At 67.0% G+C, this 25,292-nt stretch carries 18 protein-coding genes; 11 read left to right on the plus strand and 7 right to left on the minus strand.

The genetic code is table 11. The annotated features are described in order from the left end of the window. The first annotated feature begins 60 nt into the window (after positions 1-60). From ABOZ73_RS00185 to ABOZ73_RS00195, 3 genes are read left to right on the plus strand one after another with little or no spacing between them, the layout of a single operon-like run. Positions 61-1,419, plus strand: coding sequence for a dicarboxylate/amino acid:cation symporter (locus tag ABOZ73_RS00185; RefSeq protein ID WP_369059754.1), 1,359 nt, complete (start codon positions 61-63; stop codon positions 1,417-1,419). Between the two features lie 38 nt (positions 1,420-1,457). Next, complete coding sequence (cobO, locus tag ABOZ73_RS00190; protein ID WP_369059756.1) at positions 1,458-2,084, plus strand: cob(I)yrinic acid a,c-diamide adenosyltransferase; 627 nt, start codon at positions 1,458-1,460, stop codon at positions 2,082-2,084. Next, positions 2,081-2,497, plus strand: coding sequence for a DUF1636 domain-containing protein (locus ABOZ73_RS00195; RefSeq protein ID WP_369059757.1), 417 nt, complete (start codon positions 2,081-2,083; stop codon positions 2,495-2,497). Before cobO ends, ABOZ73_RS00195 begins: the two co-directional genes overlap by 4 nt. Here ABOZ73_RS00195 and ABOZ73_RS00200 read toward each other — a convergent pair. Next, the gene (locus ABOZ73_RS00200; protein ID WP_369059759.1) at positions 2,490-3,179 is read right to left on the minus strand and encodes a MarC family protein; all 690 of its coding nucleotides are present in this window, start codon (positions 3,177-3,179) and stop codon (positions 2,490-2,492) included. The two genes, ABOZ73_RS00195 and ABOZ73_RS00200, sit on opposite strands and share 8 nt — an antisense overlap. Positions 3,180-3,226: 47 nt before the next feature. Then, entirely contained in the window at positions 3,227-3,628 is a 402-nt protein-coding gene (locus ABOZ73_RS00205; RefSeq protein ID WP_369059761.1) for a MerC domain-containing protein, read from the minus strand. 290 nt (positions 3,629-3,918) lie between these two features. On the opposite strand from ABOZ73_RS00205, the gene ABOZ73_RS00210 reads away from it, so the two are divergent. Together ABOZ73_RS00210 and ABOZ73_RS00215 are read left to right on the plus strand one after the other, a co-directional pair. Further along, positions 3,919-4,503, plus strand: coding sequence for a hemerythrin domain-containing protein (locus tag ABOZ73_RS00210; RefSeq protein ID WP_369059763.1), 585 nt, complete (start codon positions 3,919-3,921; stop codon positions 4,501-4,503). 53 nt (positions 4,504-4,556) lie between these two features. After that, positions 4,557-5,012, plus strand: coding sequence for a CinA family protein (locus ABOZ73_RS00215; protein ID WP_369059764.1), 456 nt, complete (start codon positions 4,557-4,559; stop codon positions 5,010-5,012). Here ABOZ73_RS00215 and ABOZ73_RS00220 read toward each other — a convergent pair. Beyond that, positions 5,009-5,899, minus strand: coding sequence for a TauD/TfdA dioxygenase family protein (locus ABOZ73_RS00220; protein ID WP_369059765.1), 891 nt, complete (start codon positions 5,897-5,899; stop codon positions 5,009-5,011). The two genes, ABOZ73_RS00215 and ABOZ73_RS00220, sit on opposite strands and share 4 nt — an antisense overlap. 192 nt (positions 5,900-6,091) lie before the next feature. Further along, positions 6,092-7,471 carry an FAD/NAD(P)-binding protein gene (locus tag ABOZ73_RS00225; protein WP_369059766.1) on the minus strand — a complete coding sequence of 460 codons (1,380 nt, stop codon included), beginning with the start codon at positions 7,469-7,471 and terminating at the stop codon, positions 6,092-6,094. 190 nt (positions 7,472-7,661) lie between these two features. On the opposite strand from ABOZ73_RS00225, the gene ABOZ73_RS00230 reads away from it, so the two are divergent. The 6 genes from ABOZ73_RS00230 to ABOZ73_RS00255 all read left to right on the plus strand — a co-directional run bounded on the left by ABOZ73_RS00230 (position 7,662) and on the right by ABOZ73_RS00255 (position 19,060). Continuing rightward, positions 7,662-8,675, plus strand: a complete 1,014-nt coding sequence (locus ABOZ73_RS00230; RefSeq protein ID WP_369059767.1) for a LacI family DNA-binding transcriptional regulator — start codon at positions 7,662-7,664, stop codon at positions 8,673-8,675. Between the two features lie 416 nt (positions 8,676-9,091). Next, complete coding sequence (locus ABOZ73_RS00235; protein ID WP_369059769.1) at positions 9,092-11,932, plus strand: TonB-dependent receptor; 2,841 nt, start codon at positions 9,092-9,094, stop codon at positions 11,930-11,932. 68 nt (positions 11,933-12,000) lie between these two features. Beyond that, complete coding sequence (pelA, locus tag ABOZ73_RS00240) at positions 12,001-13,152, plus strand: pectate lyase (protein ID WP_369059770.1); 1,152 nt, start codon at positions 12,001-12,003, stop codon at positions 13,150-13,152. A 14-nt stretch (positions 13,153-13,166) separates the two neighbouring features. Then, positions 13,167-15,191: an alpha/beta hydrolase gene (locus tag ABOZ73_RS00245; RefSeq protein ID WP_369059772.1), complete on the plus strand. Its 2,025-nt coding sequence runs from the start codon at positions 13,167-13,169 to the stop codon at positions 15,189-15,191. 18 nt (positions 15,192-15,209) lie between these two features. After that, positions 15,210-16,655: a glycoside hydrolase family 28 protein gene (locus ABOZ73_RS00250; protein WP_369059774.1), complete on the plus strand. Its 1,446-nt coding sequence runs from the start codon at positions 15,210-15,212 to the stop codon at positions 16,653-16,655. Positions 16,656-16,681: 26 nt separating this feature from the next. Further along, positions 16,682-19,060 (plus strand): pectinesterase family protein, encoded by a 2,379-nt coding sequence (locus ABOZ73_RS00255; protein ID WP_369059776.1) that lies wholly within the window; start codon positions 16,682-16,684, stop codon positions 19,058-19,060. A 9-nt stretch (positions 19,061-19,069) separates the two neighbouring features. Here ABOZ73_RS00255 and ABOZ73_RS00260 read toward each other — a convergent pair whose 3' ends face one another. Genes ABOZ73_RS00260 through ABOZ73_RS00270 form a run of 3 tightly spaced genes read right to left on the minus strand, consistent with a single transcriptional unit; the run spans position 19,070 to position 24,778 of the window. After that, entirely contained in the window at positions 19,070-20,467 is a 1,398-nt protein-coding gene (locus tag ABOZ73_RS00260) for an efflux transporter outer membrane subunit (RefSeq protein ID WP_369059777.1), read from the minus strand. Beyond that, the gene (locus ABOZ73_RS00265; protein WP_369059779.1) at positions 20,464-21,606 is read right to left on the minus strand and encodes an efflux RND transporter periplasmic adaptor subunit; all 1,143 of its coding nucleotides are present in this window, start codon (positions 21,604-21,606) and stop codon (positions 20,464-20,466) included. The genes ABOZ73_RS00260 and ABOZ73_RS00265 overlap by 4 nt, the downstream gene beginning before the upstream one ends. Continuing rightward, a complete protein-coding gene (locus ABOZ73_RS00270) occupies positions 21,599-24,778 on the minus strand; it encodes an efflux RND transporter permease subunit (RefSeq protein WP_369059781.1) in 3,180 nt (1,059 codons plus the stop codon). Before ABOZ73_RS00270 ends, ABOZ73_RS00265 begins: the two co-directional genes overlap by 8 nt. Positions 24,779-25,292 lie beyond the last annotated feature (514 nt).

The following is a 25,292-nucleotide window of genomic DNA, read 5'->3' on the forward strand; positions in this document are numbered from 1 at the left end:
TCGCAAAAGCCGACTGGAACACTAGGTGTAGGGGCGAATTCAACGTCCCGGAGCCGGGTCATGACGACAACCGTCTCGCAGAAAACCTCAAAGCCGCTGTGGACCAACTTCGGCTTCCAGGTCCTCGCCGCGATGTTGATCGGCCTGGGCGCCGGCCTTTTGGCGCGCAGCCTGGGCGTGGAGCCGGGGCAGGGAGGCTATGCACTGGCCGAAGTCCTGCGTCAGGTCGGCTCGCTGTTCGTGCAACTGTTGCGCGCTCTGGTGCCGCCGCTGGTGTTCACCGCCATCGTGGCCAGCATCGCCAACCTGCGCGAGTTGCAAAACGCCGCCAAGCTGGTGTGGCGCACCCTGCTGTGGTTCGCGATCACCGCCCTGATCGCCGTGACCATCGGCATCGTTCTGGGTCTGGTGCTGCAGCCAGGCCTGCATGCGTCAGTGGCCGCCAGCCAGGCCAAGGCGCCGTCCAGCGTCGGCTCCTGGCTCGACTTCCTGACCAGCCTCGTGCCCAGCAACATCCTGGGCCTGCAGGCGTCCACTAAGCTGAAGGACGCGGGGGCGACCACCAGCCTGTCGTTCAACGTCCTGCAGATCGTGGTCATCTCGCTGGTCGTCGGCATCGCCGCTCTGAAGGTGTGCGAGGCGGGGCGCGGCTTCCTGGCGTTCAACGCCTCGGCTCTGGCCATTGTCCGCAAGATCCTGGGGTGGGTGATCCGTCTGACGCCCATCGGCACCATCGGCCTGTTCGGCAACGCCATCGCGCAATACGGCTGGACGACCTTAGGACAGCTGGGCGCCTTCACCGCCGCGATCTATGTGGGCCTGGGCCTGGTGCTGTTCGTGGTCTATCCGGCTTTGCTGCTGGCCCACGGCCTCAATCCGCTCAAGTTCCTGGCCGGTGTCTGGCCGGCGGTGCAGCTGGGCTTCGTCTCGCGCTCGTCCATCGGCACATTGCCTGTGACGGAGACGGTGACAGAGACTCGCCTGGGCGTGCCGCGGGCCTATGCCGCCTTCGCCGTGCCGCTGGGCGCCACCACCAAGATGGACGGCTGCGCGGCGATCTATCCGGCCGTCGCGGCGATCTTCGTGGCGCAGTTCTACGGCCTGCATCTGGACCTGGCGGACTATGCCCTGATCGTGTTCGTCTCGGTGATCGGCTCGGCCGCCACCGCCGGCTTGACCGGGGCCATCGTCATGCTGACCCTGACCCTGTCGACGCTTGGCCTGCCGCTGGAGGGCGTAGGTCTTCTGCTGGCCATCGATCCGATCATCGACATGGGCCGCACCGCCGTGAACGTCGCCGGCCAAGCCCTGGTCCCGACCCTGGTCGCCAAGGAAGAGGGCATCCTCGACCTGGCGGTGTTCGACGGCGTGCGTCACGAGGAGGACGCCGCCCTGCAAGGTCTGGCCCCGGCGGAGTAGCCCTTGCCCTGGGGCGGCGCGCACGCCAAGACAGGGCCATGAGCGACCAGAGCCTCGACGAAGACGCGATCAACGCGCGCCATAACGCCAAGATGAAGGTCATCCAGGCCGCCCGGGCGCGGATGATGGCCGAGCGTCAGGAAGAGCGCGGCCTGGTGATCGTCAACACCGGTCCCGGCAAGGGCAAGAGCACCGCCGCCTTCGGCATGGCCGCCCGCATGATCGGACACGGCCGGCGGGTCAGCGTCATCCAGTTCATCAAGGGCGCGATGGAGACCGGCGAGAAGGCCGTCTTCGACGCCTTTCGCGATCACATCGAGTTCCGCCCCATGGGCGAGGGCTTCACCTGGGACACCCAGGACCGCGCCCGCGACATCGCCGTGGCCCGCGTGGCGTGGGAGGCGGCCAAGGCGCGCCTGCTCGATCCCGAGGACTGGGACATGGTGATCTGCGACGAGCTGAACATCGTGCTGCGCTACGAGTACCTTCCGCTGCAGGAAGTGCTGGATGTCATCGCCGCCAAGCCGGCGATGAAGCACTTCGTCATTACCGGCCGCAACGCGCCGCAGGAACTGATCGACGCGGCCGACCTGGTCACCGAGATGACCCAGGTGAAGCACCCGTTCCGCAGCGGGGTGAAGGCTCAAGCTGGGGTGGAATTTTGAGCCTGCTGCAGCCGGCTTCCGACGGGCCGTCGCTCATTGTCTGCAATACCTGCCGCTGGTCCGCCGAGGAGCGCGAGGACGCCCAGGGCATGCGTGGCGGCGCGCACATGTTCCAGGCGCTGACGCAAGTCGCGCAGGGCGATCCGCGTGTGGCGTCTCTGGCGATCGAACAGATGCCGTGTCTGTTCAACTGCAGCCAGCACTGCTCCATCCACCTGCGGGGGCCGGGGAAGATCGGCTACGTGCTGGGCAAGTTCGAGCCGACGGCCGAGGCGGCGCAGGCCATCCTCGACTATGCCGCCGCCTGGCTGGAAAGCGAGGAGGGCGTCGTGCCCTATCGCCAATGGCCGGAAGGCGTGAAGGGCCACTTCATCGTCCGCGTCCCGCCGCCGGGACTGACCGTCGTCAGTTAGACCCGCCGCGGAACACAGGGCCCAGCAGGCTCTCAAGGCCGGTGCTGATGATCTGGACGCCGATGCACAGCAGCAGCAGCGCGACCAGACGTGAGACTACGCGTGCGCCGTTGGAGCCCAGCAGCTTCATCAGCCGGTCAGCTGATCGGTAGGACAGCCAAATGACCGCCGCCAGGCAGACGGCGGCGAGGCTGGCCCCCAGGAAGAACGACGCCGTACCCGGTCCGTCGGTCGGACGCTGCGAGGCCAGGGCGATCGCCACCGAGATCGACCCGGGGCCCGTGGTGAAGGGCATGGTCAGCGGGAAGAAGGCGACATGGTCGGACGCGCCCTTGGCAAGGGCGGCGTCGCCGGCCTTGCGGTCCTCCTGCACCTCGGGGGCCATCAGCAGGCCCCAGGCCCGGATCGCCACGACAAGACCGCCGGCCACCCGCAGGGCGCCGAGGCTGATGCCGAAGAAGTTCAGGATATAGCTGCCCAGCCAGAGCGAAACGAGCAGCACCAGCAGCGAATAGAACGAGATCCTGGTCGCCAGCCGGGCGCGCTCTTCGCGCGACAGGTCGCCCGTCACCTCGTTGAAGATCAGGGACCCGCCGATGGGGTTGACGATGGAGAACAGCGCCGGGAAGGCCAACAGGAAAGCGCCGACCACGCTCGTAACCGGCAGGGGGCTGAAATCCATGGCTCCAAGGGTCCGCGTCAGGTGCGTCCCTTAAAGCCCCGATTCCCTCAGGCTGAGGAAGACTTGTCGGAGCAGGGCGGAGGCGGAGAGCGCCGCAGGTTCCAGGTATGAGCAGCCGCCAGGATTAGGCCGCCCGCCACCGACAGCGGCGTCTCCACTGCGTGGGAGGGCAGCTCCAGCGCGCCTAGCGTGAGCAGAGCCAGACCCGACGCCGCCAAAAGGAGCAGAGATGTGGGGGGGCGTTTGCCTGCCCGCCGGAACAGGGCGACGGCCGAGATCGGCGCGGCGAGGGCCACGAAAAGCAAATGCACCCATTCAGCTTGGGCCCAGGCGCCGAGAAAAGGCAGGCCGACGGCTACGACAGGAAGCACAAGGCAGTGGATCAGGCATAGGCCCGACAGTCCGATGGCGGACACGTCCAGGACCCTTGCCGGGGAAGCGATCTTCATCGTGATCCGGTTCTCAAGCGTACTCTTGTTGGGGGCCCCGTCCGACGGGCTGGGGGAGGGAAGTCGGACGGGGCGGTCTTCCCTGGGGGAACAGGGGAGACGTCGAACATAGGCGTTATGCTATAACATTCAAGGGTGGCGGATGCGACCTATCGGCATCATCACCGGCGTCCTGAAAGCAGGCGTCGCCTGTCCGACTTAGGAACCCGCGACCGGGGCGGCTGTTCATGCTGGGTCGACGCGGCCGGCCAGGACGCGATCGGCGCCACGCAAGCTTGAGGGAGCCCGCAATGCCCACGACCGACAAACCCGACGCTATCGCCCTTTTGAAAGCCGATCATCGCAAGGTCGAAGAGCTCTTTGAGTCCTTCGAGAAGGCGCGCGGCGTGGAGCGCAAGCAGACCATCGCCAAGCAGATCTGCACCGAGCTGATCGTCCACACGATCATCGAGGAGGAAATCTTCTATCCCGCTTGCCGCGGCGCGGTGGAGGATGACCTGCTGGATGAAGGCTATGTCGAGCACGACGGGGCCAAGGTGCTGATCGCCGAGATCATGAACAGCGAGCCCAGCGAGGAATTCTACGACGCGAAGGTCAAGGTGCTGTCCGAGCAGATCGAGCACCACGTCGAGGAAGAGGAAAAGCGCGTCGAGGGCATGTTCTCCCAGGCCCGCAAGGCCGGCCTGGATATGGACGCCCTGGGTGAACAGATGGCCCTGCGCAAGCAGCAGGCGATGAACGAGTTCGAGCGCACCGGCCTTCCGGCGCCCGAGACCCGCAGCTTCACGGGCCACGACCTGGAAGAAGGCGAGCCGGTGGAGGATGGGCCGGTCACCAAGATGGCCGACCAGCGGGATGCCCGCCCGACGTCCTGATGCCTACCGAAACCCTCAGCGCGACCTTGCCAGGGGCTCTAGAGTCCCTGGTGATGGCCGTGCTGAAAGAGGCTTGCGAGCGTCGCCTTCGGCTTGTCACGGCCGAGAGCTGCACGGGCGGCCTCCTGGCGTCGACACTGACCGACGTCGAGGGATGCGCTCATGCGTTCGAACGTGGCTTCGTCACCTATAGCGACGCCGCCAAGAGCGAGATGCTGGGCGTGCCGTTGGCTATCATCGATCAGTGGGGGGCGGTGTCACGGCAGGTAGCCTGCGCGATGGCGCAAGGCGCCTTAAGCGCGTCGCAAGGCGATATAGCCTTGGCGGTGACAGGCTTCGCGGGGCGCGGCGCGCCCGGTGACGAACCCGGGCTCGTGCATTTCGCCCTTGCCCGGCGCAATCGGCGGATCATCCACCGAGAGGAGCATTTCGGCGATATCGGCCGCGGCCCCGTACGCTTGGCCTGCCTTCGCGTAGGCTTGGAGCTGCTCCGCTCCTCGATCGCCTAGAACGGAATATCCGTACCCTCGACCGTTACGCGTTCGACGATCCGCTCATGCGGGAAATAGTCTAGGACAGCGTAGTGCTGGGTGGCTCGGTTGTCCCAGAAGACGATGGCGTTCGCAGACCAGCGGAAGCGAACCTGGTACTCCGGCGCCTTCACGCGATCCGTCAGATAGGCCAGCAGTTCGCGGCTCTCGTCCTCGTCGATCCCCAGGATGCGGGTGGTGAAGACGTGATTGACGAACAGGTGCTTGTCGCCGGTCTCGGGATGGGTGCGGACCACCGGGTGGGCGCGGGGCGGGTATTCCCGCGCCAGCCGCTCCCGTTTCTCCTCGCTGATCCGGTAGCCGAAGCTCTGCAGGATATCGTGCTCGGCCTTGAGCCGGCTGATCTTGGCCTTCACTGCAGCAGGCAGGTCCTCGTAGATGGCGTTGGTGTCGGCGAAGATCGTGTCGCCGCCCAACGGAGGCAGCAGCCGGCCACGCAGGATGCCGGCGAACGAAGGCCGCTCCCTAAAGGTCACGTCCGTGTGCCACTTGTTGGCGGGCCGCGCGATGGGGAGGATCTCCTCAGTGATCTTCAGGCCATCCGCCGCCTCGATATGCAGGATTTCGGGGTGTCCGGGGACAGTCGCGGTGACGGGGTGGCCTTCCAGTTCGCCGAAATAACGGCCGAAGCGGATATGCTCTTCATGGCTGATGTCCTGGTCGCGGAAGAACAGCACCTTGTAGCGGTTCAGCCCGCCCCGGATCGCGGCGATCACGCCGGGCTCCAGTGGTTGGCGCAGGTCCAGACCGGTCACCTCCGCGCCGAGCAACGGCCCGGCGGGATGGAAGGTCAGGCCTTCGACGATCTCGGTTTCGAAACGCTTGCGGTCGGCGATGGCGTTCATGGACGCCTCCATCTGTTGTTGGAAGAAGCGCACGAAGTCTGTCGGCAGCTTCGCGCGGACTGGCGGGATTGACCAGTCCGCGCTCGGCAGTTTTGGGCGGCGCAAAAGGGGAGGGAAACGCCGCCTGAAGAAATCCTATTCAGACAATAGGAATTGAGTCCCGCCAGATTTTCTGAAGCGGGCTTCAGCGCCTCAGATGCCGGCGCCCATGTCCATGAAGGCGCTGGCCGACAGCGGCCGGGTAGGCGTCGAGCCGTGAGCCAGGCGTTGCACCAGGTCGTTGATCTGCAGGGTGATCTCGGGCACTGCGGTGATCTCCCACCATGCCGCCTTGGCCAGGGGCCCAAGAGCGTAGAGGCGTTCGGACACCTCGCCGGACGCTCCGATGACTGCGCCGTCCTGGGTGTCGAGGCCAAGCCCTAGCGGATCGGCCTTGGCCAGCCCCTTGGCGCGCAGGTCGGCGATCAGGGGCAGGGCCGTGCGATCGAACCGGCCGCCGGGGCCGGTACAGTTGATGATCCTGGCGGAGGTGAAGGTCCTGGTCCCACCACCGACCCGGATCTCGATCTCGGCCTGATCCCTCGCCACCGTAACCTTGCCGAAACGGCCGCCCAGGACCTCCAGCCGCCCATTCTCGATCAGGGCCTGAAGCCCAGCCGTCACCTCGGGCGCGGTGCGGTGGCGATGGACATCCCACCAAGGGCGCAGCTTGCCCAGAAAGCGGCGGCGTTCGGCGAGAGACCAGGCGCTCCAGATCGCCGGCACGGCGGGGCGGGCCGCATCGAAGACCCGCTGCCAGGGCACGCCGGCGGTTTGCGCGGCCTTCACCTGGCGCCGGATCGCCAGAGCGACGGCGAGCGGCGCTTGCCCCACATGCTCATGCAAGAAGGCCGGCCAGGCGCCGCCGGCCTCGTGCCCCTTGGGCAGCAGGCCCCGGCGCGACACCGCCGTCATTGGTCCCAGATGCCCCCGCGCGGCCAGCCGCAGAGCGATGTCGATCATCGTCAGGCCGGCGCCGACCAGCAGGACCGGCGCCTCGGACGGCAGGTCGTCCAACGCGCCTGGCGCCCACGGATCGGCCACGAACAACGCGCTGTCGGTGATTGCGTCGGGGAGGCCGCCGGGCCGGTCAGGCGGCAGGTTGCCCAGAGCCAGGACGACTAGGTCGGTGCTGATCGTGCGGCCGTCCGCCAGGGTCACCCCAGGGCGAGGCCCGGTTTCCATGCCGACGACCTCGCCGCGGGTCCGCTCGATGCGGCCGTCGGCCGTCGCTTTGGTTGCGAGCATTTCCATGTAGTCGCCGAACAGGGCGCGGGGCGCGAAGGATTCCAGGGTCCAGTCCTGCCCGTGCTCGGCGGCAAGCCAGTCGAGGAAGGAAGGCTTGAGGCCGACGTCCATACGGCTGACCGGCACGTTCAGCATGTGCATGGGGTCGGCCGCCCCATAGGCCAGGCCGCGTCCGATCCGCCGTTCGCGGCCGATCAACAGGACCTGCGCCGCAGGCTGCGCCGCGGCCATCTTCAGTGCGAACAGCGTGCCGCTGAACCCGTCGCCGACGATGGCTATCCGCACGCTGACCAACCCTGTCGCCGACGAAACAAGGCCCTTCTATAGAGGGGCGCGCCACATTGAGGCCAGAGGCCTCGTCTAGGCATGTTGCTGCTTTCCATGACGTCTCGGTTGTGGAACATGTCCGCCGCGAGCCATAGGCGAAGCTTGGTTTTTCGTGTTACGCGGCCTTCCCGACCATAAGCACGACGCCATGAACGACGTGACCATCACCGATGTCGCAGACCAGAGCGGAGTGTCCCTCCGCACGGTCTCGCGGGTCATCAACGGCTCAAGCAAGGTCAACGCTGACACCCGCCGCAAGGTCGAGGCGGTCATCGAAAGCCTCGGCTTTCGCCCCAGCGCGCGGGCGAGGGCGCTCGCCACTGGCCGGTCATTCCTGATCGGGCTGATCCACGATGATCCCAACGCCCTGGTGCTCGACCCGGTGCAGCGTGGTCTGAGCGAGGTCTGCGGCGCGCGGGGCTTTGAGGTGGTCGTCCACCCGTGCAGCTATGACGCTGACAATCTGTTGGACGACGTCCGGGGGTTCATCAATCGCTCTCGTGTGGACGGGGTCGTGCTGCTTCCGCCGCTCGCCGAACTGACGCAGTTGCATCAGGTCATCGCCGAGACGCACACGCCTAGCGTCGCGATCGCCTCGGTCCCGATCAAGGGCGCGGACATGCTGGTGTCCATGGAGCGGCAGGCGGCGCAGCAACTGACGCGGCGCCTCATCGCGCTGGGCCACACACGGATCGCCTTCATCTCCGGTCCATCCCGGTTCATTTCCGCCCAACAGCGGCGCCAAGGTTTCCTCGACGCCTTGGCGGAGGCTGGATTGGCGCGGTCGGTCATGAGCGAGGGCGACTACAGCTTCGAATCAGGACTGGCGTGCGGGCAGGCGATCCTGGATCTGCCCGACCTGCCGACGGCTGTGTTTGCTTCGAACGACTTCATGGCGGCGGGCGTGCTGAAGGCGATGTCGGCGAGGGGGCTGTCTTCGCCTCGCGATCTGTCCGTCGCCGGGTTCGATGACAGCAGCATCGCCCGGATGATTTCGCCCGCCCTGACGACCATCAACCGACCCATGCGGGCCATGGCGCAAACGGCCGCCGAACGCCTGCTGGCGCGGATCGAAGGTGGTGAGGCAAAGAGCCATCCTCAACCCCAGGAAATCGCCTTGGAGGTCGTCGAGCGCGAGAGCACGGCTGCGGCGGGGCGTTAGACAACGCGCAGCAATTTTTGAGCGCGAGCGCTCAAAATGTTTTGTGCCAGCGCTGGCAATTGCAGTTGACAGATAGCCTCGCCGCGCGCTTCCTGTCCCTAACGTCAATAGGCGAAAGAAAAGCCGAACTCGGGCGCAGCTCGATGACACCGGTATCAGGGGAGAGGAAACCATGCGCCATCACGGTGCCTGCGCATCTATGCGTGTTCCGCTTGCGGCGATGTCCGCGGCGTCGAGCATCCTCGACAAGGTCAATGAAGCCCGCCCATTTCCCCTCCTGGGCTTCGGGGTCGTCCGTGCGCGGTCGATCCCCTTTTTATCGGCATCCTGAGGCCAATTCGGGCTCGGGGGCAGAGGGGCCGGCGGAAACAACCGCCGCAATGACAAGAAACAAGTTCAGGGAAAGAAGAGACGAGATGCAAAAGCGCGATCAAGCGGGCAGGGGACAGCTGCGTCGCAACGCCATTCTGCTGGGGACCAGCGCAGCGGCGGCAATCATGCTGGCCGGGGCGGCTTCGGCCCAGACGGCGGCCGAAGGTGAAGTAGAGGAGGTCGTGGTCACCGGCTTCCGCAGCAGCCTTGAAAAGGCTCTGGAACTGAAGCGCAACAGCACCGGCGCGGTGGACTCCATCGTCGCCGAAGACATCGCCAAGTTCCCCGACAACAACCTGGCCGAAGCCATCCAGCGCGTGCCCGGCGTGTCGATCACCCGCGACGGCGGCGAAGGCCGCAACCTGTCGGTTCGTGGTCTGTCGGAAGAATTCACCCGCGTCCGCATCAACGGCATCGAAGCTCAGGCCACGACCGGCTCCAGCCGCGGCCGCGGCTTCGACTTCAACGTCTTCGCCTCCGAACTCTTCAGCCAGATCGACGTGCGCAAGACGCCGTCGGCTGAGATCGACGAAGGCTCGCTCGGCGCGACCGTCGACCTGCGCACCGGCAAGCCGTTCGACTACAACGGCTTCAAGATCGCCGGCTCGGCCAAGATGGGCTACAGCGACCTTTCCAAGGACTACGATCCGCGCGTCGCCGTCCTGGTCAGCAACACCTTCTTCGACGACACCTTCGGCGCGCTGTTCTCGGCAGCCTATTCTGAGCGTGGCGTTCGCCAGAACGGCGTGAGCACCGGCCAGTTCAACGTCGGCCCGGCCGACGGGGGCTTCTGCGATGTCGTCGCTCGCCCGGCGCTTTGCGCCGGCGCCAATCCGGCAGCCACGGCCCTGGCCAGCGCCGCGACCACCCGCTACCCGCGCTTCTTGCGCTACCAGCAGTACGAGACTCAGACAAAGCGTCTGGGCCTCACCGGCGCCCTGCAATGGCGCCCGACCGATCGCACCGAGATCGCTCTTGATGTGATGTATTCCAAGTTCGAGGCCGAGCGTAACGAGCGCCAGCTGGAGTCGATCGGCCTGAGCCGCGGCGCCTCGCAGGGCGGCAAGCCCGAGACCGTGGTGCGCGACGCCGCTGTCGACGCCAACGGCACCTTGGTCTACGCGCTGCTCGACAACGTCGACATCCGTTCGGAAAACTATCTGGACGTCTACGACACCCAGTTCACCCAGTGGACCTTGAGCGGCAAGCACGCCTTCACCGACCGTCTGTCGGTGACAGGCACCGTCGGCTACGTGGCGAACGATTTCGACAACGCGCTCGATTACATCGCGCAGATGGATCGCATCAACACGGACGGTTACTCGTTCGATGCGCGCAACAGCATGAACTTCCCAGCCATCAACTACGGCTTTGACGTCAAGGATCCGAACTCCTGGTACATTGGCCCGACGGTCACGGTTCCGGGCGGCACGGGCGCGACGGGTCCAGACATCCGTCTGCGTCCGAACTGGAACGACAACACCTTCAAGATCGTCCAGGCCCAGGGCCAGTACGAGCTGAACGACAGCCTGACCTTCAAGCTGGGCGGCAGCCTCAAGAAGTACGAGTTCGTCGGCACCGGCCAGCGTCTGGCCGCCGGTGAAGGCAACATCCCGGCGATCCCGGCCGGCTACTCCATGGCGACCCTTACCGAGCAGTGGTGCGGCCTGCAAAAGCTGAACCTGCCGGCGGGCACGCCCAATTGCTGGGCCAGCCCCAACCGCGACGCGATCGCCCAGGCTTATGGCGTGTTCAGCAACAGCGGCCGCTTCGCCCTGTCGAGCACCACGTCCAGCGCCCGCGGCGATAACCGCTCGGTGGAGGAAGAAGACCAGGGTGCGTTCATCCAGGCTGACTTCCGTCATGAGCTGTTCGGCCTGCCGGTGCGCGGCGACGTCGGCGTCCGCTACGTGAAGACCAAGCAAAGCTCGACCTTCTTCTCGACGGTTCCGACCTCGGTGAACCCGGCGGGCTTCGAGCTGACGACGGTGGGCCGCTCCTACGAGGACACCCTGCCGTCGCTGAACCTGGTGATCGAGCCGCGTGAAGACGTGCAGGTGCGCTTCGGCGCCGCCAAGGTGATGTCGCGTCCGGGCCTCAACGCCCTGTCGGCGGCCACCAACGTCAACGTGGCTGGCGGCTCGCGCACCGTGTCGACCGGCAACCCGATGCTGGAGCCCTACCGCGCCAAGACCTTCGACGTGGCGGTGGAATGGTATCCGAGCCGCGGCGCCGTGGTCTCGGCCGCGTTCTTCTACAAGGACATCAGCACCTACGTTCAGAACATCACTGTCGTGGCGCCCTACTCCACGACCGGCCTGCCGGCGAGCCTGCTCAGCGGCACGGGCGTGAACGTCAACGACGACTTCAGCATCTCCAACGTGGTCAACACGCCCGGTGGCCCGCTGAAGGGTGTCGAGCTGAACTACCAGCAGCCGCTGACCTTCCTGCCCTGGAAGTTCGAGAACCTCGGCGTCCTGCTGAACTACACCTACGTGGACTCGCAGATCGACTACTTCCTGTCGTCGACCTCGGCCGCCACCACGGTGTCGCGCGACCTGCTGAACCTGTCCAAGAACGCCTATAACGGCACGATCTACTACGAAGATGGTCCGTTCCAGGCGCGCGTCTCGGCGGCCTACCGCGACAAGTACCTGACGGCCGTTCCGGCGGCCTACAACGTCGACGTCGCCGGCCGCCGCTCGACCCTGTTTGTCGACTTCTCGGCCTCCTACAAGGTCAGCGACGACATCACGGTCAGCCTGGAAGGCATCAATCTGACGAACGAGAAGGACATCTCGTTCCTCGACTCCAACGTGCAGCGCACGAACGACTACTTCCAGGTGGGACGTCAGTACTACCTGGGCGTTCGCTACGCTTTCTAAGACGAAACAGGGGGCGGCCGGCCAAGTCGGCCGCCCTTTTCCATATCGCTTTGAGGAGTGTCGTCTGCATGCGTGCGCCTGTCGCCGCGGCGGTCACCGCCGCCGTCCTCGCAGCCTCCGCCATGACGACCTCGCCCGCTCAGGCGCAGGTCCAGCATCCGGCTGCGCATCCGCCTCTCATTCCATTCCCGAGCCAGTTCCAGCTGGACGTGATGTCCAAGGCCCGCAAGGTCGGCACGTCGATGCCTACCGGGTGGTGGGACAAGATGTCGGCCAAGCCCGACGCGTGGTTCGCTTCGGACGAGGCTCGCGCCATCGGCGACAACATCATCTCCTGGCAGATCAGCGAGACGGGCGGCTGGCCCGGCGGCGACGTGGTCACCCAGCCCTTCCGAGGCGAGGAAGGCCAGATCGGCTGGCGGGGTCATTCGACCAGCCTCTACCGCTTTGACCAGATGCGTTTCCTGGCGCGGGTCTATGCCGCAACGGGGGAGGAGCGCTATCGCCGCTCGCTCGACATCGGCCTGAGCTATGTGCTCGACGCTCAGTATCCTAAGGGCAGCTGGCCCTACGGCTCGCATCCGTCCGTGGCCGCCCACAACGCCCGCTACGCGTCGTTCAACGACGACGCCATGGTCAAGGCGATGATCTTCGTCCGCGAGATCGCCACGGATCCAATTTACGCCAAGGTGTCGGCCGGCCGGCCCGCCCAGGCCAAGGCCGCCTTCGACAGGGGTGTCGCCTACATCCTGCGCGCCCAGATCGTCGCTGACGGCAAGCTGACGGCCTGGGGCGCGCAGCACGACGAGGTGACCTACGAGCCCCGCATGGGCCGCATGTTCGAGCCGCCGGCGATCAGCGCCAACGAAAGCGCAGCGGTGCTTCTGCTGCTCATGGGCCTCGATAACCCCAGCCCCGAAGTCATTCGCGCCGTTGAAAGCGGAGTGGCCTGGTACAAGGCCTCGGCGCTCAAGGGCGTGCGCATAGACCGGCCCGCCAATGGCGACCGCGTGGTCGTCGCCGATCCGAAGGCCAGGCCGATCTGGGCTCGCTACTACGAGATACCGACCAACCGTCCGATCTTCGCCGGCCGCGACGGCATCGTTCGCTACAGCCTGGCGCCGGTCGAGCTGGAGCGACGCGCCGGCTACGCCTGGTACGGCGATTGGGGCGACGCGGTCATCGCCCGCTATCAGGACTGGGCCAAGGCCCGGATCTGAGGGGAGGAAACATCATGAAAATCAGAACACTCACTGCGGGTCTTTCAGCATTCGCCTTACTTACCGGCGCGGCCCAGGCGGCCGAACCGACAGGTCGTGACCAGCTCATCCGCTATATCGACGGCCTGGCCGGCCAACAGCTCAAGGCGCGTGAGGCCGAGCTGGCCGCGGTCGACACCGCCGCCAAGATGGACGCCCGCAAGGCCAAGATGCGACAGTCGATCCTCGACCTGATCGGCGGTCTGCCGGCCGAACGCACGCCGCTGAAGGCGCGCGCCATGGGCGGCTATCAGGCCGACGGCTACCGGGTGGAGAAGGTCGTCTATGAAAGCCTTCCCGGCTACTTTGTCACCGCCAATGTCTATGTGCCGGCCGGTGGCAAGGGGCCTTTCCCGGCGGTTCTGATCACCCCCGGGCACTCGCCCGACGGCAAGGCCGGGGACCGTTTCGGCGGCAATCTGGCCAAGGCCGGCATCCTCGCCCTGATCTACGACGAGATCGGCATGGGCGAGCGGCTGCAGCACTATGACCCCGAGCTTGGCGAGTCCAAGGTCGGCCGCCCGACCGGCGAGCATTCGATGGCCTACTGGCAGACCGTGCCGGTCGGCGATCACGTCTCGCGCTACTTCATCTGGGACGCCATGCGGGGGCTCGACTACCTGCAAAGCCGTGCGGACGTGGATGGCGCGCGCCTGGGCGCTTTCGGTTGCTCGGGCGGCGGCACGGTCACCTCGTTCCTGACCGCGCTTGACGAGCGGGTGAAGGCGGCGGCTTCGGCCTGCTACGTCAACACCTTCCGCCATGTTCTCGCCGGCCCCGGCCCGCAGGAGGCCGAACAGTCGCCGCCAGGCTTCATCGCCGCCGGCCTCGACGTGCCTGATTGGGTCGAGCTGGCGGCGCCGCGCCCCTACGCCGTCATCTCAACCGAGGCGGACTTCTTCCCGTTCGAGGGCGCCAAGGCCGCCTACGAGGAGGCGCGCCGCGTCTGGGGCCTCTATGGCGCCCAGGATCGGATCACCTGGATCACTGGTCCCGGCGGTCACGGCAATCTGGCCCCCGTCGGCGACAAGATCGTCGGATTCTTCGGTCGCTGGCTCAACAACGACACCACGCAGCGGCCATTCGTGGATATCCGCCCGCCGCGCCCGGAGGACAACCTCGTCACCGCGACGGGTCAGGTCTCGACCTCGCTGAAGGGCGTGACCCTGCAGCAGATCAACCAGACCCGCGCCGCTCAGGTCGCACCAGCCTCGAGCGCCGCGATCCCGCTGGAGCGCCTTCGCGCCGACATCCGCACGGTCACCAAGGCCCGCACGCCAGCCATGAGCCTGAAGGCGGGACAGGGCGCTTGCGTGCTCAGCGGCTCGCCCGCCGGCGATCTGGATTGCCGCCTCACCGCGCCGCAAGGAGCGGGAAAGAAGCGCGCCCTGGTGATCACGGGGACGCCCGAGCAGCTGGCGGCCGCCCGCGCCCAGACCAATGCCTTGTCGGCCAAGGGCTGGGTGGTGATGGAGCTGCCGGCGCGTGGCTCCGGCGGCGCCGAAGAGATCAAGGCCGCCCTGCTGGGCGACTGGAACCTGTTGTCCCTGCGCGCCATGCTGGTGGGCGAGACGGTGCTGGGCCTGCGCGTCGATGACGTGGCCGGCGCGGTCGCCGCTCTGAGCGCTCGCGATGACGTCGCACCCGGCGTGGCGGTCTACGCACTGGGCGCCATGGCTCCGGCCGCGCTGCATGCGGCGGTGCTGGACGATCGGATCACCAGCCTGACCCTCGACGGCGCCCTGGCCAGCTATCGCATGGCCGTGGATCGACCGATCCAGCGCAACCTGCCGGCGGTCCTGCCTTTCGGCGTCCTGCGCCACTACGACCTGACCGATCTGACCACATCCTTGGGCGCGCGTCCGGTCACCTGGGTCAATCCGCAAAACGGCGTCGGCGAAGCGCTTCGCCAGGCCCAGTTCGAATCCCTGTTCCGCGCCAAGCCCGCCAGCGTCCGTTGGGCCGCTCGCGGCGCGCGCGATCCCCTAGTCCTGCCTTAGTCGAAGAGAGCCGTCGTCATGGATCACCCCTCCACGCCATCGCAAAAGTCCAGCCGCCGCGCGTTCCTGGGCGCCGCGGGCCTCGGAGTCGTCGGCGCGACCCTGGCTCCGGTCGTCGCCAACGCCCAGGCGGCCAAAGGACCGACGCCGCCCGCGCTTCCGGCCCCCTTCAAGCCCGCCAAGACCGGCGTTCGGATCGATCCGCGCGACTGGGGCGCCAAGGCGGACGGCAAGACCAAGGACACCCACGCGGTTCAGCAGTCGCTCGATCGTTGCGCCGTCCTTGGCGGCGGCGAAGTGGTGCTGAGCGGCGGGACCTTCCTGGTCGGCGCGGTGCGCATCGGCTCCAACACCACCCTGCGGATCGAGGAAGGCGCGGTCCTGCAAGGCTCCCCTGACGTCGCTGACTATCCGGTCATCCAGGTGCGCTGGGAGGGGCGTTGGGTGCCCGGCTACATCGGCCTGGTCTGGGCGCAGGACGCCAGGAACGTCGGCATTACCGGCAAGGGCAAGATCCTCGCCTCCAAGGATATCCACAATCGTCTGGAAGAAAAGACCGGCCTGCGCCATCCCGCGCTTCTGGAGTTCGTGGAGGTTCAGGGCCTCAGCGTCACCGACGTGTGGACAGAGCAGAACGACATGTGGTCGATCCACCCCGTCTATTGCGAGGACGTCGTCTTCCGCAACATGACGGTCAAGGGCGCCGCCGACGGCATCGACGTCAACTCCTGCCGCCGGGTCGTAATCGACAAGTGCGATTTCGATACCGTCGATGACTGCATCTCCCTGAAGTCCGGGCGCGGCATGGAGGGCAATGTCATCGCCCGTCCGACCGAGGACGTGACCATCACCGACTGCGTGTTCCGTGACCGCCGCTGGGCCTGCATCGGCATCGGCAGCGAGACCTCGGCGGGCATCCGCCGCGTGTTGGTCGAACGCTGCAAGTGCCTGGCCGCGCATACCTTCGCCATCTACATCAAGAGCCGACCAGGCCGGGGCGCGTTCATCGAGGACATCGTGATGCGTGACCTTGAGGTGGAGAACGCCGGCTACGGCTTCCTGCGCTTCAACTTCCTCGACAGCGGCAAGCAGGACCAGTTCCCGGTGCCGGGCATGGACGGCGTGCCGACCGTGCGCAACTTCGTCTTTGAGCGTATCATCGTGAAGGACGTGCCGGTCCTGGTCGAGGGCGTGCAGATCCACCCTGACAAGCCGCTGGACGGCTTCGTCTTCAAGGATGTGAGGGGCACGGCCGGGCGCGGCATCACCCTGGCCAACATCCGCAACGTGACCCTGGACAACGTCAACGTGAACGTCTTCAGCGGTCCCAAGGTGGCCGTCGACAACGTCACCGGCAAGGGTCTGGAGGGCGCGGCGCGTCTGATCCCGACTGAGCGTCCCGCGCCGATCCCGGCCCCGGCGACGCCGTATCGCCTGGGCATGACGACCGGGCGACCGAACTAGCAACGCGGGGCGAGGGGAGCATGCTGATGTCCAGGACCGCCGGCCTGACCTTGGGTCTTGTGCTCGCCCTCGCGCCAGCTGCGCTTCATGCCCAGGACACCCTGGTCGGCATGGGGCGGATCAACGGCTACACCGACGTCGTCTTCGATACGCGCAGCGAGCGCTACGACTATCTCGTCGACGCCTCCTTGCCCGAGGACCCGGCCGCCCGACGCTATCGTACCGTGGAGGCGGCCTATGCCGCAGCGCCGGCAGGAGCGCCCGGCAAGCCGACGGTCATCGGCATCAAGCCGGACGTCTATCTGCTGCCCGGAAAGAACCTGACGCCGGGCCTGGTCATCACTAAGCCGAACATCACCCTGCTGGGCCTGACCGACGATCGTCGCAAGGTGGTGCTGGCCGACAACCGGGGCAATCAGCAGGGCGCGGGCGTCCTGGGAGCGTCCAATAACGGCTTCACCATGATCGTCGACGCTGACGGCTTTTCGGCGATCAACCTGACGATCCTGAACTACTGCAACACCGACTACGACTACCCCGGCGATCCGTCCAAGAGCCTGAAGAAGCGCTCGGATGTCATCACCCAGGCGGTAGCGCTGGAGGCCAAGGGCGACCGTCACGTCTATTCCCACGTGGCGATCCTCAGCCGGCTGGACACGCTGTTCACCCGCACCAAGCGATCCTATTTCACCCACGTCTATGTGGAGGGGACGGACGACTTCATCGGCGGCGGCGCGGCCAGCGTATGGGAGGATTCCGAAATCCACTTCATCGAGGGCGGCGGGGTGATGTGGGCCAGCGGCGTGGCCTTCATCCGCACGGTCTTCAAGGCCGACAAGCCGATGCAGTTCTACAAGATCAGCGGCCCGCCCGTGGCGCTGATCGACTCCGTCCTGCCCAACACCCAGGTCGCCTGGTACGCCTGGAAGGCGCCCAAGCATGCCGACGCCTATTCGCTGACCTACAGGACCCGTCACGCCGACGGCAGGCCGGCGGACATCATCGACAGCATTGTCGGCCCGCAACGCCGGACCCTGACGAGGGAGCTGTCGGACCCCGAAGCCAAGGCCTTCAACCCGTGGAACATCCTTCGCGCCACGCCCGAGGGCGTCGACGACGGATGGGATCCGGCGGGCGTGCGTGAACGCCATGCCGGCGAAGAGCCGGCGGTGTTCCGCATGATCATGAAGGGGCATGCGCCCACCCTGAGAACCGGCGGGGAAGGGGCGCCGCTCTCGGTCGCCATCCAGCCGGCGGGGGCACGGTCTCAGCCGATCCGCTGGTCGACCGCTTCCGATCTTGTGCGACTGAGCGCCACGCAGGGCGAGCAGATCAACGTCATCGGCGCCAACACGACCGACCAGGTCCAGACCGTCGCCGTCGACGCCATCGCGCCCAATGGCATGAAGGCGACCGCGCATGTCCGCGTGGAGCCGACCTATGGCCCGCCGCCGGTGTTCAAGTCGGCGCCGATGCTTTCCTCGCCGTCCGGCGGCGCCGTGACGGTCAGCTATGGGCTGGGCCTGGCGCGACGCCGCCATGACCAATCCTTGGTGACCTGGTCACTCTGCCAGGATCAGGCCTGCGCCTCGCCGCGTCCCGTCGCGGTGTCGCGGGGGGATGAGCCGCTCAAGCGTCTGACCCTGACACGAGCCATGATCGGCGCCTACCTGCGGGCGGAGGTTGCGCCCAAGCACGACCTCAGCGAGGCGGGACCATCGACCAGCGTAACGGCCGCGCGGCCGATCACCGAGCGGGACGTGGCGGGCAAGGACGTCGATCCCGACTTCCGAAGCTTCGTGGCTGTTGTCGACCAGCCAGCGCGCGATGGCCTGTGGAATTTGACTGGCGCCTGGTCGGTCGTCGAACCTCAGAACGACGACGGCCGCTGGGGTCTGCGCGTCGGACCCAAGATCAGCACCGCCCTCTATCAGGCTGACCATCCTGCGACAGACATGGACCTCGTCGTCACCCTCGATCCCGACAAGGGCGAGGGGCAGGGCTTCTCAATCCCGGGCTCGCCCGAAGACGCCAAGGGGCCGCGCGGCGACATCCTCTTCAAGTACGACGCACCGACCCGAACGGGTTACGCCCTGCGCATGTGGCGCACCACACAGTCGGCCACGGCGACGATGTTCCAGCTCTATCGGATCGTCGACGGCAAGGGCGAGCCGCTGGACGGCGCGCGACAGTTGACCGGGGCCTTCAAGCCCTCCGCGACCATCCGCATTTCGGTGCGCGGTGACCGGGTGACGGTGCGCGGGGGCAATACGACGGATGGCGAGACCCTGAGCCTGGACGGCCAGATCACGCCCAACCGCTTCGGCGGCGCTGGCCTCTACTGGACCGCGTCAGGCCTGGGCGGATCGGTGGCCATCCGACAGTTCAAGATCACCTACCCCTGAGGGGCGGGCTCAGCGATAGGGGGCCAAGCCGCCCTGGGCGCGGACGAGGTCGGCGGCCAAGATCAACTGGCGGGTGCGCAGCTCGATCAAGGTGCGCTGGGCCCCAAGGGAAGCGGCCTGGGCGGTGACCACCTCGACATAGTCCGCCGCGCCGTCGCGGTAGCGTTCGAGCGCGATGTCCTCGGCGCGGCGGGCCGCGTTGGTGGCCGTGACCTGATGGGTGATCTGTGCGGCCATGCGCCGTGCGGCGACCAGATCGTCCTCGACCTCGCCAAAAGCCGTCAGGACGGTCTGGCGGTAATCCGCCGCCGCCTCATCGAACTGCGACTGAGTGATCCGTACGCCGGCGCGTCGTCGTCCGCCATCGAACAGGACGCCCGCCGCTGAAAGCGGACCAAGCGCCCAATAGCGATTGGGGGCGGTCAGGATGTCGCCGTTGCCGGCCTGAAAGCCGGCGGCGGCGCCCAGGATGATGCTGGGAAAATACGCCGTCCTGGCCACGCCGATGGCGGCGTTGGCGGCCGCCACACGGCGCTCGGCGGCCTGAATGTCGGGGCGGCGCTCAAGCACCGTCGAGGGCAGGCTGACCACCACGACTGGTGCGGCGGGCTGGAGGCCGGAAGCGGCCAGACTGAACAGGCTGGGAACCTCGCCCACCAAAATGGCGACCGCATGTTCCGCCTGGGCGCGCTGGGCGGCCACCGCTTCAACTTCGGCGCGGGCCGAGGAAAGCTGGCTCTGGGCCTGGGCGACTTCGACTCCGGAGGCCAGGCCGCCGTCATGGCGCGTGGAGGTCAGATCGAAGGCGCGCTGATACGCCTGGACAGTGACGTCCAAAAGCTCTGCGCGGGCGTCCAGGCCCCGTAGTTCGAAATAGGCGGCGGCAAGCTGCATCTGCAGGCCCAGCCGAACGGCGGCCAGATCGTGCCCGGCGGCGTCGGCCTGCGCGCGAGCCTGACGCGCCTGGCCCCGAATGCGGCCAAAGAGGTCGAGCTCGTAGCTGAGCGAGGCGCCGACCGAAGCGTCGTCATAGGTGACCGAATTCGACGCCTGCGGACGCCCCGCCGACAGGCGGTTGCGCTCCACCGACCCGCCCAGGCCGATGTAGGGCCACAAACCGCCACGCGCCCGCGCCAGCACCGCGCCGGCCTCGGCGTAACGCGCCGCTGCTGCGGCGAGGGAAGGGTTCTGCGCCTCGATGCGCGCCTCAAGTCCGTCGAGCACCGGATCATTGAACACGACCCACCAGCGATCCGGCGCAACGCGCGCGGCGCCGCCCGCCTGGACCCAGGCGACGCCTTCCTTGAAAGTCTGACCGATCTCGACAGGCGGCGGCGCATAGGGCGCGGCCGAGGCGGAGACCGCGCTGAGCGTCAGGCCGGCGGCGAGGAGCGCGCGCAGCTTCATTCGGCCGAACCCTTGGCCACGCGGACCGGGTCGCCGTTCTGCAGCGCCTCGGGCGGGTTATCGATCACGTCGTCCTTGGCGGTGAGGCCCGAGGCGATCTCCACGGTCGAGCCATGGTCACGGCCGATGGCCACCTTGCGCAGGACGGCGCGCCCGTCTGGTCCGCGAAGGGCGACCTGCGCGCCGTCCGCGCCGATGATCAGGGCGCTGGGCGGCAGGGTCACGGCGCTGGCCGCGCCGCTGATCTGGAATTGCGCCTGGGCGAAGGCGCCGGGTTTGAGCGCCCGATCGCCGTTGGCGGCCTGAAGCTCCACCAGCACGGTGCCGGATGACGGCTCGACCGCGCCGGCGTCGCGGGTCACCTGGGCGGTGAAGGGACGCCCCGGATATTCGGGAAGGTTCAGAGCCACCTGCTGGCCAGGCCGGACGCGGGCCGCGTAGAGCTGGGGCACACGAACGAAGGCGCGGATGCGGCTGACGTCGGAGACGGTGAACAGGGGCGGCGAGCCTGCGGCCCCGGACGCCACCAGGGCGCCGATCTGGGCGTTGCGCGTGGTCACCACGCCCTCGAAGGGCGCGACCAGGCGCGTGAAGCTCATCATGGCCTCGAGCCGCGCGACATTGGCGCGCGCCGCGTCGGCCGCCGCGGTGCGCGCCGCCAGATCGCCCAGTTTCTCGTCGGCGGCCTGCCGCGAGACGGCGTCCTTGGCGACCATGGCGTTCCAGCGCTCGGCGGTCGTCGCCGCCAGCTGGCGATTGGCGAGCGCCGTCTGCAGGTCCGCCCGCGCGGCGATCAATTGCTGTTCAACCTCCGGCGCGTCGAGCACGGCCAGTACCTGGCCCTCGCGCACCGGCTGGCCGATGTCTACGGCCCAACTGCGCACATAGCCGCTGGTGCGCGCATAGATCGGCGCGGTGTTGAGCGCCTGGAGCGTGGCGGGCAGGCGCAGTTCGTCACTGTCCTGGGCCGCCTTGGGATGGATGATCATCACCGTCGGGATGGCCTGGTCGGCGGTCCAGGCGCTGAGCTTGCGCTGCTGGTTCATCCGCACGGCGACGCCGACGCCCACGGCTGTCACGGCGATCAGGCCGGCCGCGATCATCCATCGGGCCTGGCGGCTGTTGTCGGACTTAAGCATCAACTTGCTCCATGACCGCGCCCGGCTCACGGCGGCGGTTCACCATCGAGAACACGACCGGCACGAACAGCAGGGTCGCGAAGGTTGCGACGATCAGGCCGCCGATCACGGCCCGGCCCAGGGGCGCGTTCTGCTCGCCGCCTTCGCCCATGCCGATGGCCATGGGGGCCATGCCGATGATCATCGCCAGGGCCGTCATCAGCACAGGACGGAAACGGACCATGCCCGCCTCCAGCGCCGCCTGGACAGCGTCGCCGACCACGGCGAAGCGCTCCTTGGCGAAGCTGACAAGCAGCACCGAGTTGGCGGTCGCCACGCCCATGCACATGATCGCGCCGGTCAGCGCCGGGACCGACAGCGTGGTGCCCGTCAGGAACAGGATCCAGACAATCCCGGCGATGGCGCCGGGCAAGGCCATGACGATGACGAAGGCGTCCAGCCAGCTTTGGAAGTTCACCACGATCAGCAGGTAGATCAGCACGATCGCCCCGATCAGGCCAAAGCCCAGCCAGGTGAAGGCGGTGTTCATGGTCTGATACTGGCCGCGAAGTTCAACGGAGCTGCCCTTGGGGGCCTCCTTCTCCAGATCCTTCAGCACGGCCTTGATGTCGTCGGCCACCGCGCCCAGGTCGCGGCCGCTGGCGGCGGCGTAGATGTTGATCATGGTGGCGATGTTGTAGTGCGAGACCAGCGCCGCCGAATTGCTGCGCGTGACCTCGCCGATCCCGCCGAGGAGCTGTGAGGTCTGGCCCGCGCCCGTGCCGGTGACGGGCAGGTTCATCAGATCATCCAGCGTACTTACGCGATGCTCGGCGGCCTGAGCGACGACAGAGTACGAGACCCCGTTCTCAGGATTGAGGAAGAACACTGGGGCCGTCTGCCCGGTGCCGGCCAGCGACGTGGCCACGCTGGCCGTGACGTCGCGCTCGGTCAGGCCGAACTGGCCGATTCGGCTGCGGTCTACATTGACGTTGAGCTGGGGGTAGCGCGAGGACTGCTGGATCCGGGCGTCGGCGACGCCGGGGATGGCCGCGATCCGGCGCATGATCTTGCGGGCGTAGGCCTCGTTGGCGACGCTGTTGCGGCCCACGATCTGTATATCGATCGGGGCGGGCGTGCCGAAATTGAGGATCTGGCTGGTGATGTCGGCCGGCAGGAAGGCGAACTGGGTGCCGGGGAAGGCGCGCGGCAGTTCCTCGCGCAGCTGGCGCACATAGTGGGCGGTCGGCTTATGGCCCTTGGCCAGCTGCACCATGATGTCGCCGTCCTGCGGACCGATGGTGCCGGAGTTGTTGTAGATCGCGTTGATCGAGCTGACCGGCAGGCCGATGTTGTCGACGATCGACAGCACCTCGTCCTGCGGCACGATCTGGCGGATCTTGCGGGTGATGCGGTCGAAGTGGGCGGAGGTCTCCTCGATCCGCGAGCCAACCGGCGCGCGCACATGGATGGCCATGGCGCCGGCGTCGACCGCCGGGAAGAAGTTGCGCCCCAGGAACGGCGTCAGCAGCAGCGAAAGCAACACCGCGCCGACGAAGATGAGGGCGAAGGGCCGCGGATTGGCCAAGGTCGTCTCGAGCGTGCGGCCATAGCTGGCGCGAAACGCCTCGAACCGTCGCTCGAACCCGCGCTGGAAGCGCACGAACGGATTGGCCGGCGGCGCGGCCGGATCGTGGACCCCGCCGTGGACGTGCGGCCGCAGCAGGTACATCGACAGGGTCGGCACGAGCGTTCGCGACAGTACGAACGAGGCGACCATGGCGAAGATCACAGCCAGCGCCATCGGCACGAACAGGAAGCCCGCCACTCCGGGCAGGAAGAACATCGGCACGAAGACGATGCAGATGCAAAGCAGGGAGACGAAGGCCGGCACGACGATCTGCTGGGCGCCGTCGAGGATGGCCTGGCGGACGGGCTTTCCCTGCTCCAGGTGCCAGTTGATGTTCTCGATGGTCACCGTCGCGTCGTCGACCAGGATGCCGACGGCCAGGCTGAGGCCGCCCAGCGTCATGATGTTCAGGGTGTTGCCCGTCGCCGCCAGGGCCGCGATGGCGGCCAGGACCGCCAGGGGGATCGACACGGCGATGATGGCGGTGGAGCGCCATGAGCCCAGGAACAACAGGATCATCAGGGAGGTGAGGGCGGCGGCGATCACCCCTTCGTGCATCACGGCCTCGACGGCGGCTTCGACGAACACCGACTGATCGCCGATCGGTACGATCTTGAGCTCATCGGGCAGGGTCTGTTGCAGCTTCGGCAACATGCCCTTCAGCCCGTCGACGATGGCCAGGGTCGAGGTCGCGCCGTTCTTTAGGATGGTCACCACGACCGATCGGCTGCCGTCGACATGGACGACATTGGTCTGTTGGGCGGCGCCATCGCGCACGAAGGCCACGTCGCGCAGATAGATGGTGGCGCCATCGACGACCTTGACCGGCAGGTCGTTCATGTCGGCGATGGAGGCCGGCGCGTTGTTGAGCTTCACCGCGTACTGATAGGCGCCGATCTTGGCGAAGCCCGCCGGGTTGATCTGCATCTGGGCGGCGATCGCCAGACTGACGTCCTGGGCCGACAGCCCCTTCGATTGCAGGGCCTGGGGATCCAGGTCGATCTGCACCTGCCGCTGGCGGCCGCCGGAGGGAAGGGGGATGGCCGCGCCGGGAACGGTGACGAGCACGGGGCGGATCTGGTTCTGGCCAAGATCGAAGAGCTCGCCTTCCGACATGCCCTTGCCGGCCAAGGCCAGCTGAAGGATCGGGACGGTCGAGGCGTCGTAGTTGATGATCAGCGGCGGCTGCACGCCCGGAGGCATCTGGCGAAGCACGCTTTGCGAGACCGCCGTGATCTGGGCGGTGGCGGTGCGCACGTCGGCGCCCGGCTGCAGGAAGATCTTGACCACGCCGATGCCGGGCATGGCCTGGCTCTCGACGTGCTCGATATTGTTGACCGTGGTGGTCAAGGTCCGCTCGTAGGGCGTGATGATCCGGCCGGCCATCTCCTGAGGTGACAGACCCTGATACTGCCAGGCGACGCCCACGACCGGCACGCGGATGGCGGGGAAGATGTCGATAGGCGTGCGAAGCGCGGCCAGGGTGCCGATGATGGTGATCAGGATGGCCATGACGATGAAGGTCAACGGCCGGCTGAGCGCGATCTTGACGATGCCGATCACTGCGAAAGCCTGTCTACGACTGGGGGCATGCAACTAGGACGTCTGGCGCCGCAAAAGCCTCATCTGACTGGGCCGATGTCACGGCGCCTGGCGGCGGACGCTGCGACCGCGTCCGGAATCGGGCGCTGGAGTGTTCGTATACTATCCTGAACCCGATCGCAGGCGCGGCGCCAAATCGGCTCGACGCCGGCGGTGCTTTCCTATCTGGCGGCTCAAGGCGCCCGCCCGCCGGGCGGTGAAGCGGCGGAGAGCCTCGATCTTGGGCGCCGACGGGCTGCGGATCGTGCCCATGGTCTAACGCAACGCCATGGGGCGTCACGAGCGACTTTGCGGCGGTCTCGATTCCAAGCGGGGCTGCTGTGATGGATGATCGACAGGAGCGCAGACTGGCGCTAACCGATCTCGTCGGCAGATTGCTGCGATCGCCTTGTGGTTCCGGCTTGCCCATTTGAGGGTTCGAGGGAATGTCGCGCGTATCTGAGGCGGTCGATCGCTCTTTAGGGGTCGCTGCGGA

The organism is Caulobacter sp. 73W, assembly GCF_041021955.1.
In the GTDB taxonomy this organism is placed as follows: Bacteria; Pseudomonadota; Alphaproteobacteria; order Caulobacterales; family Caulobacteraceae; genus Caulobacter.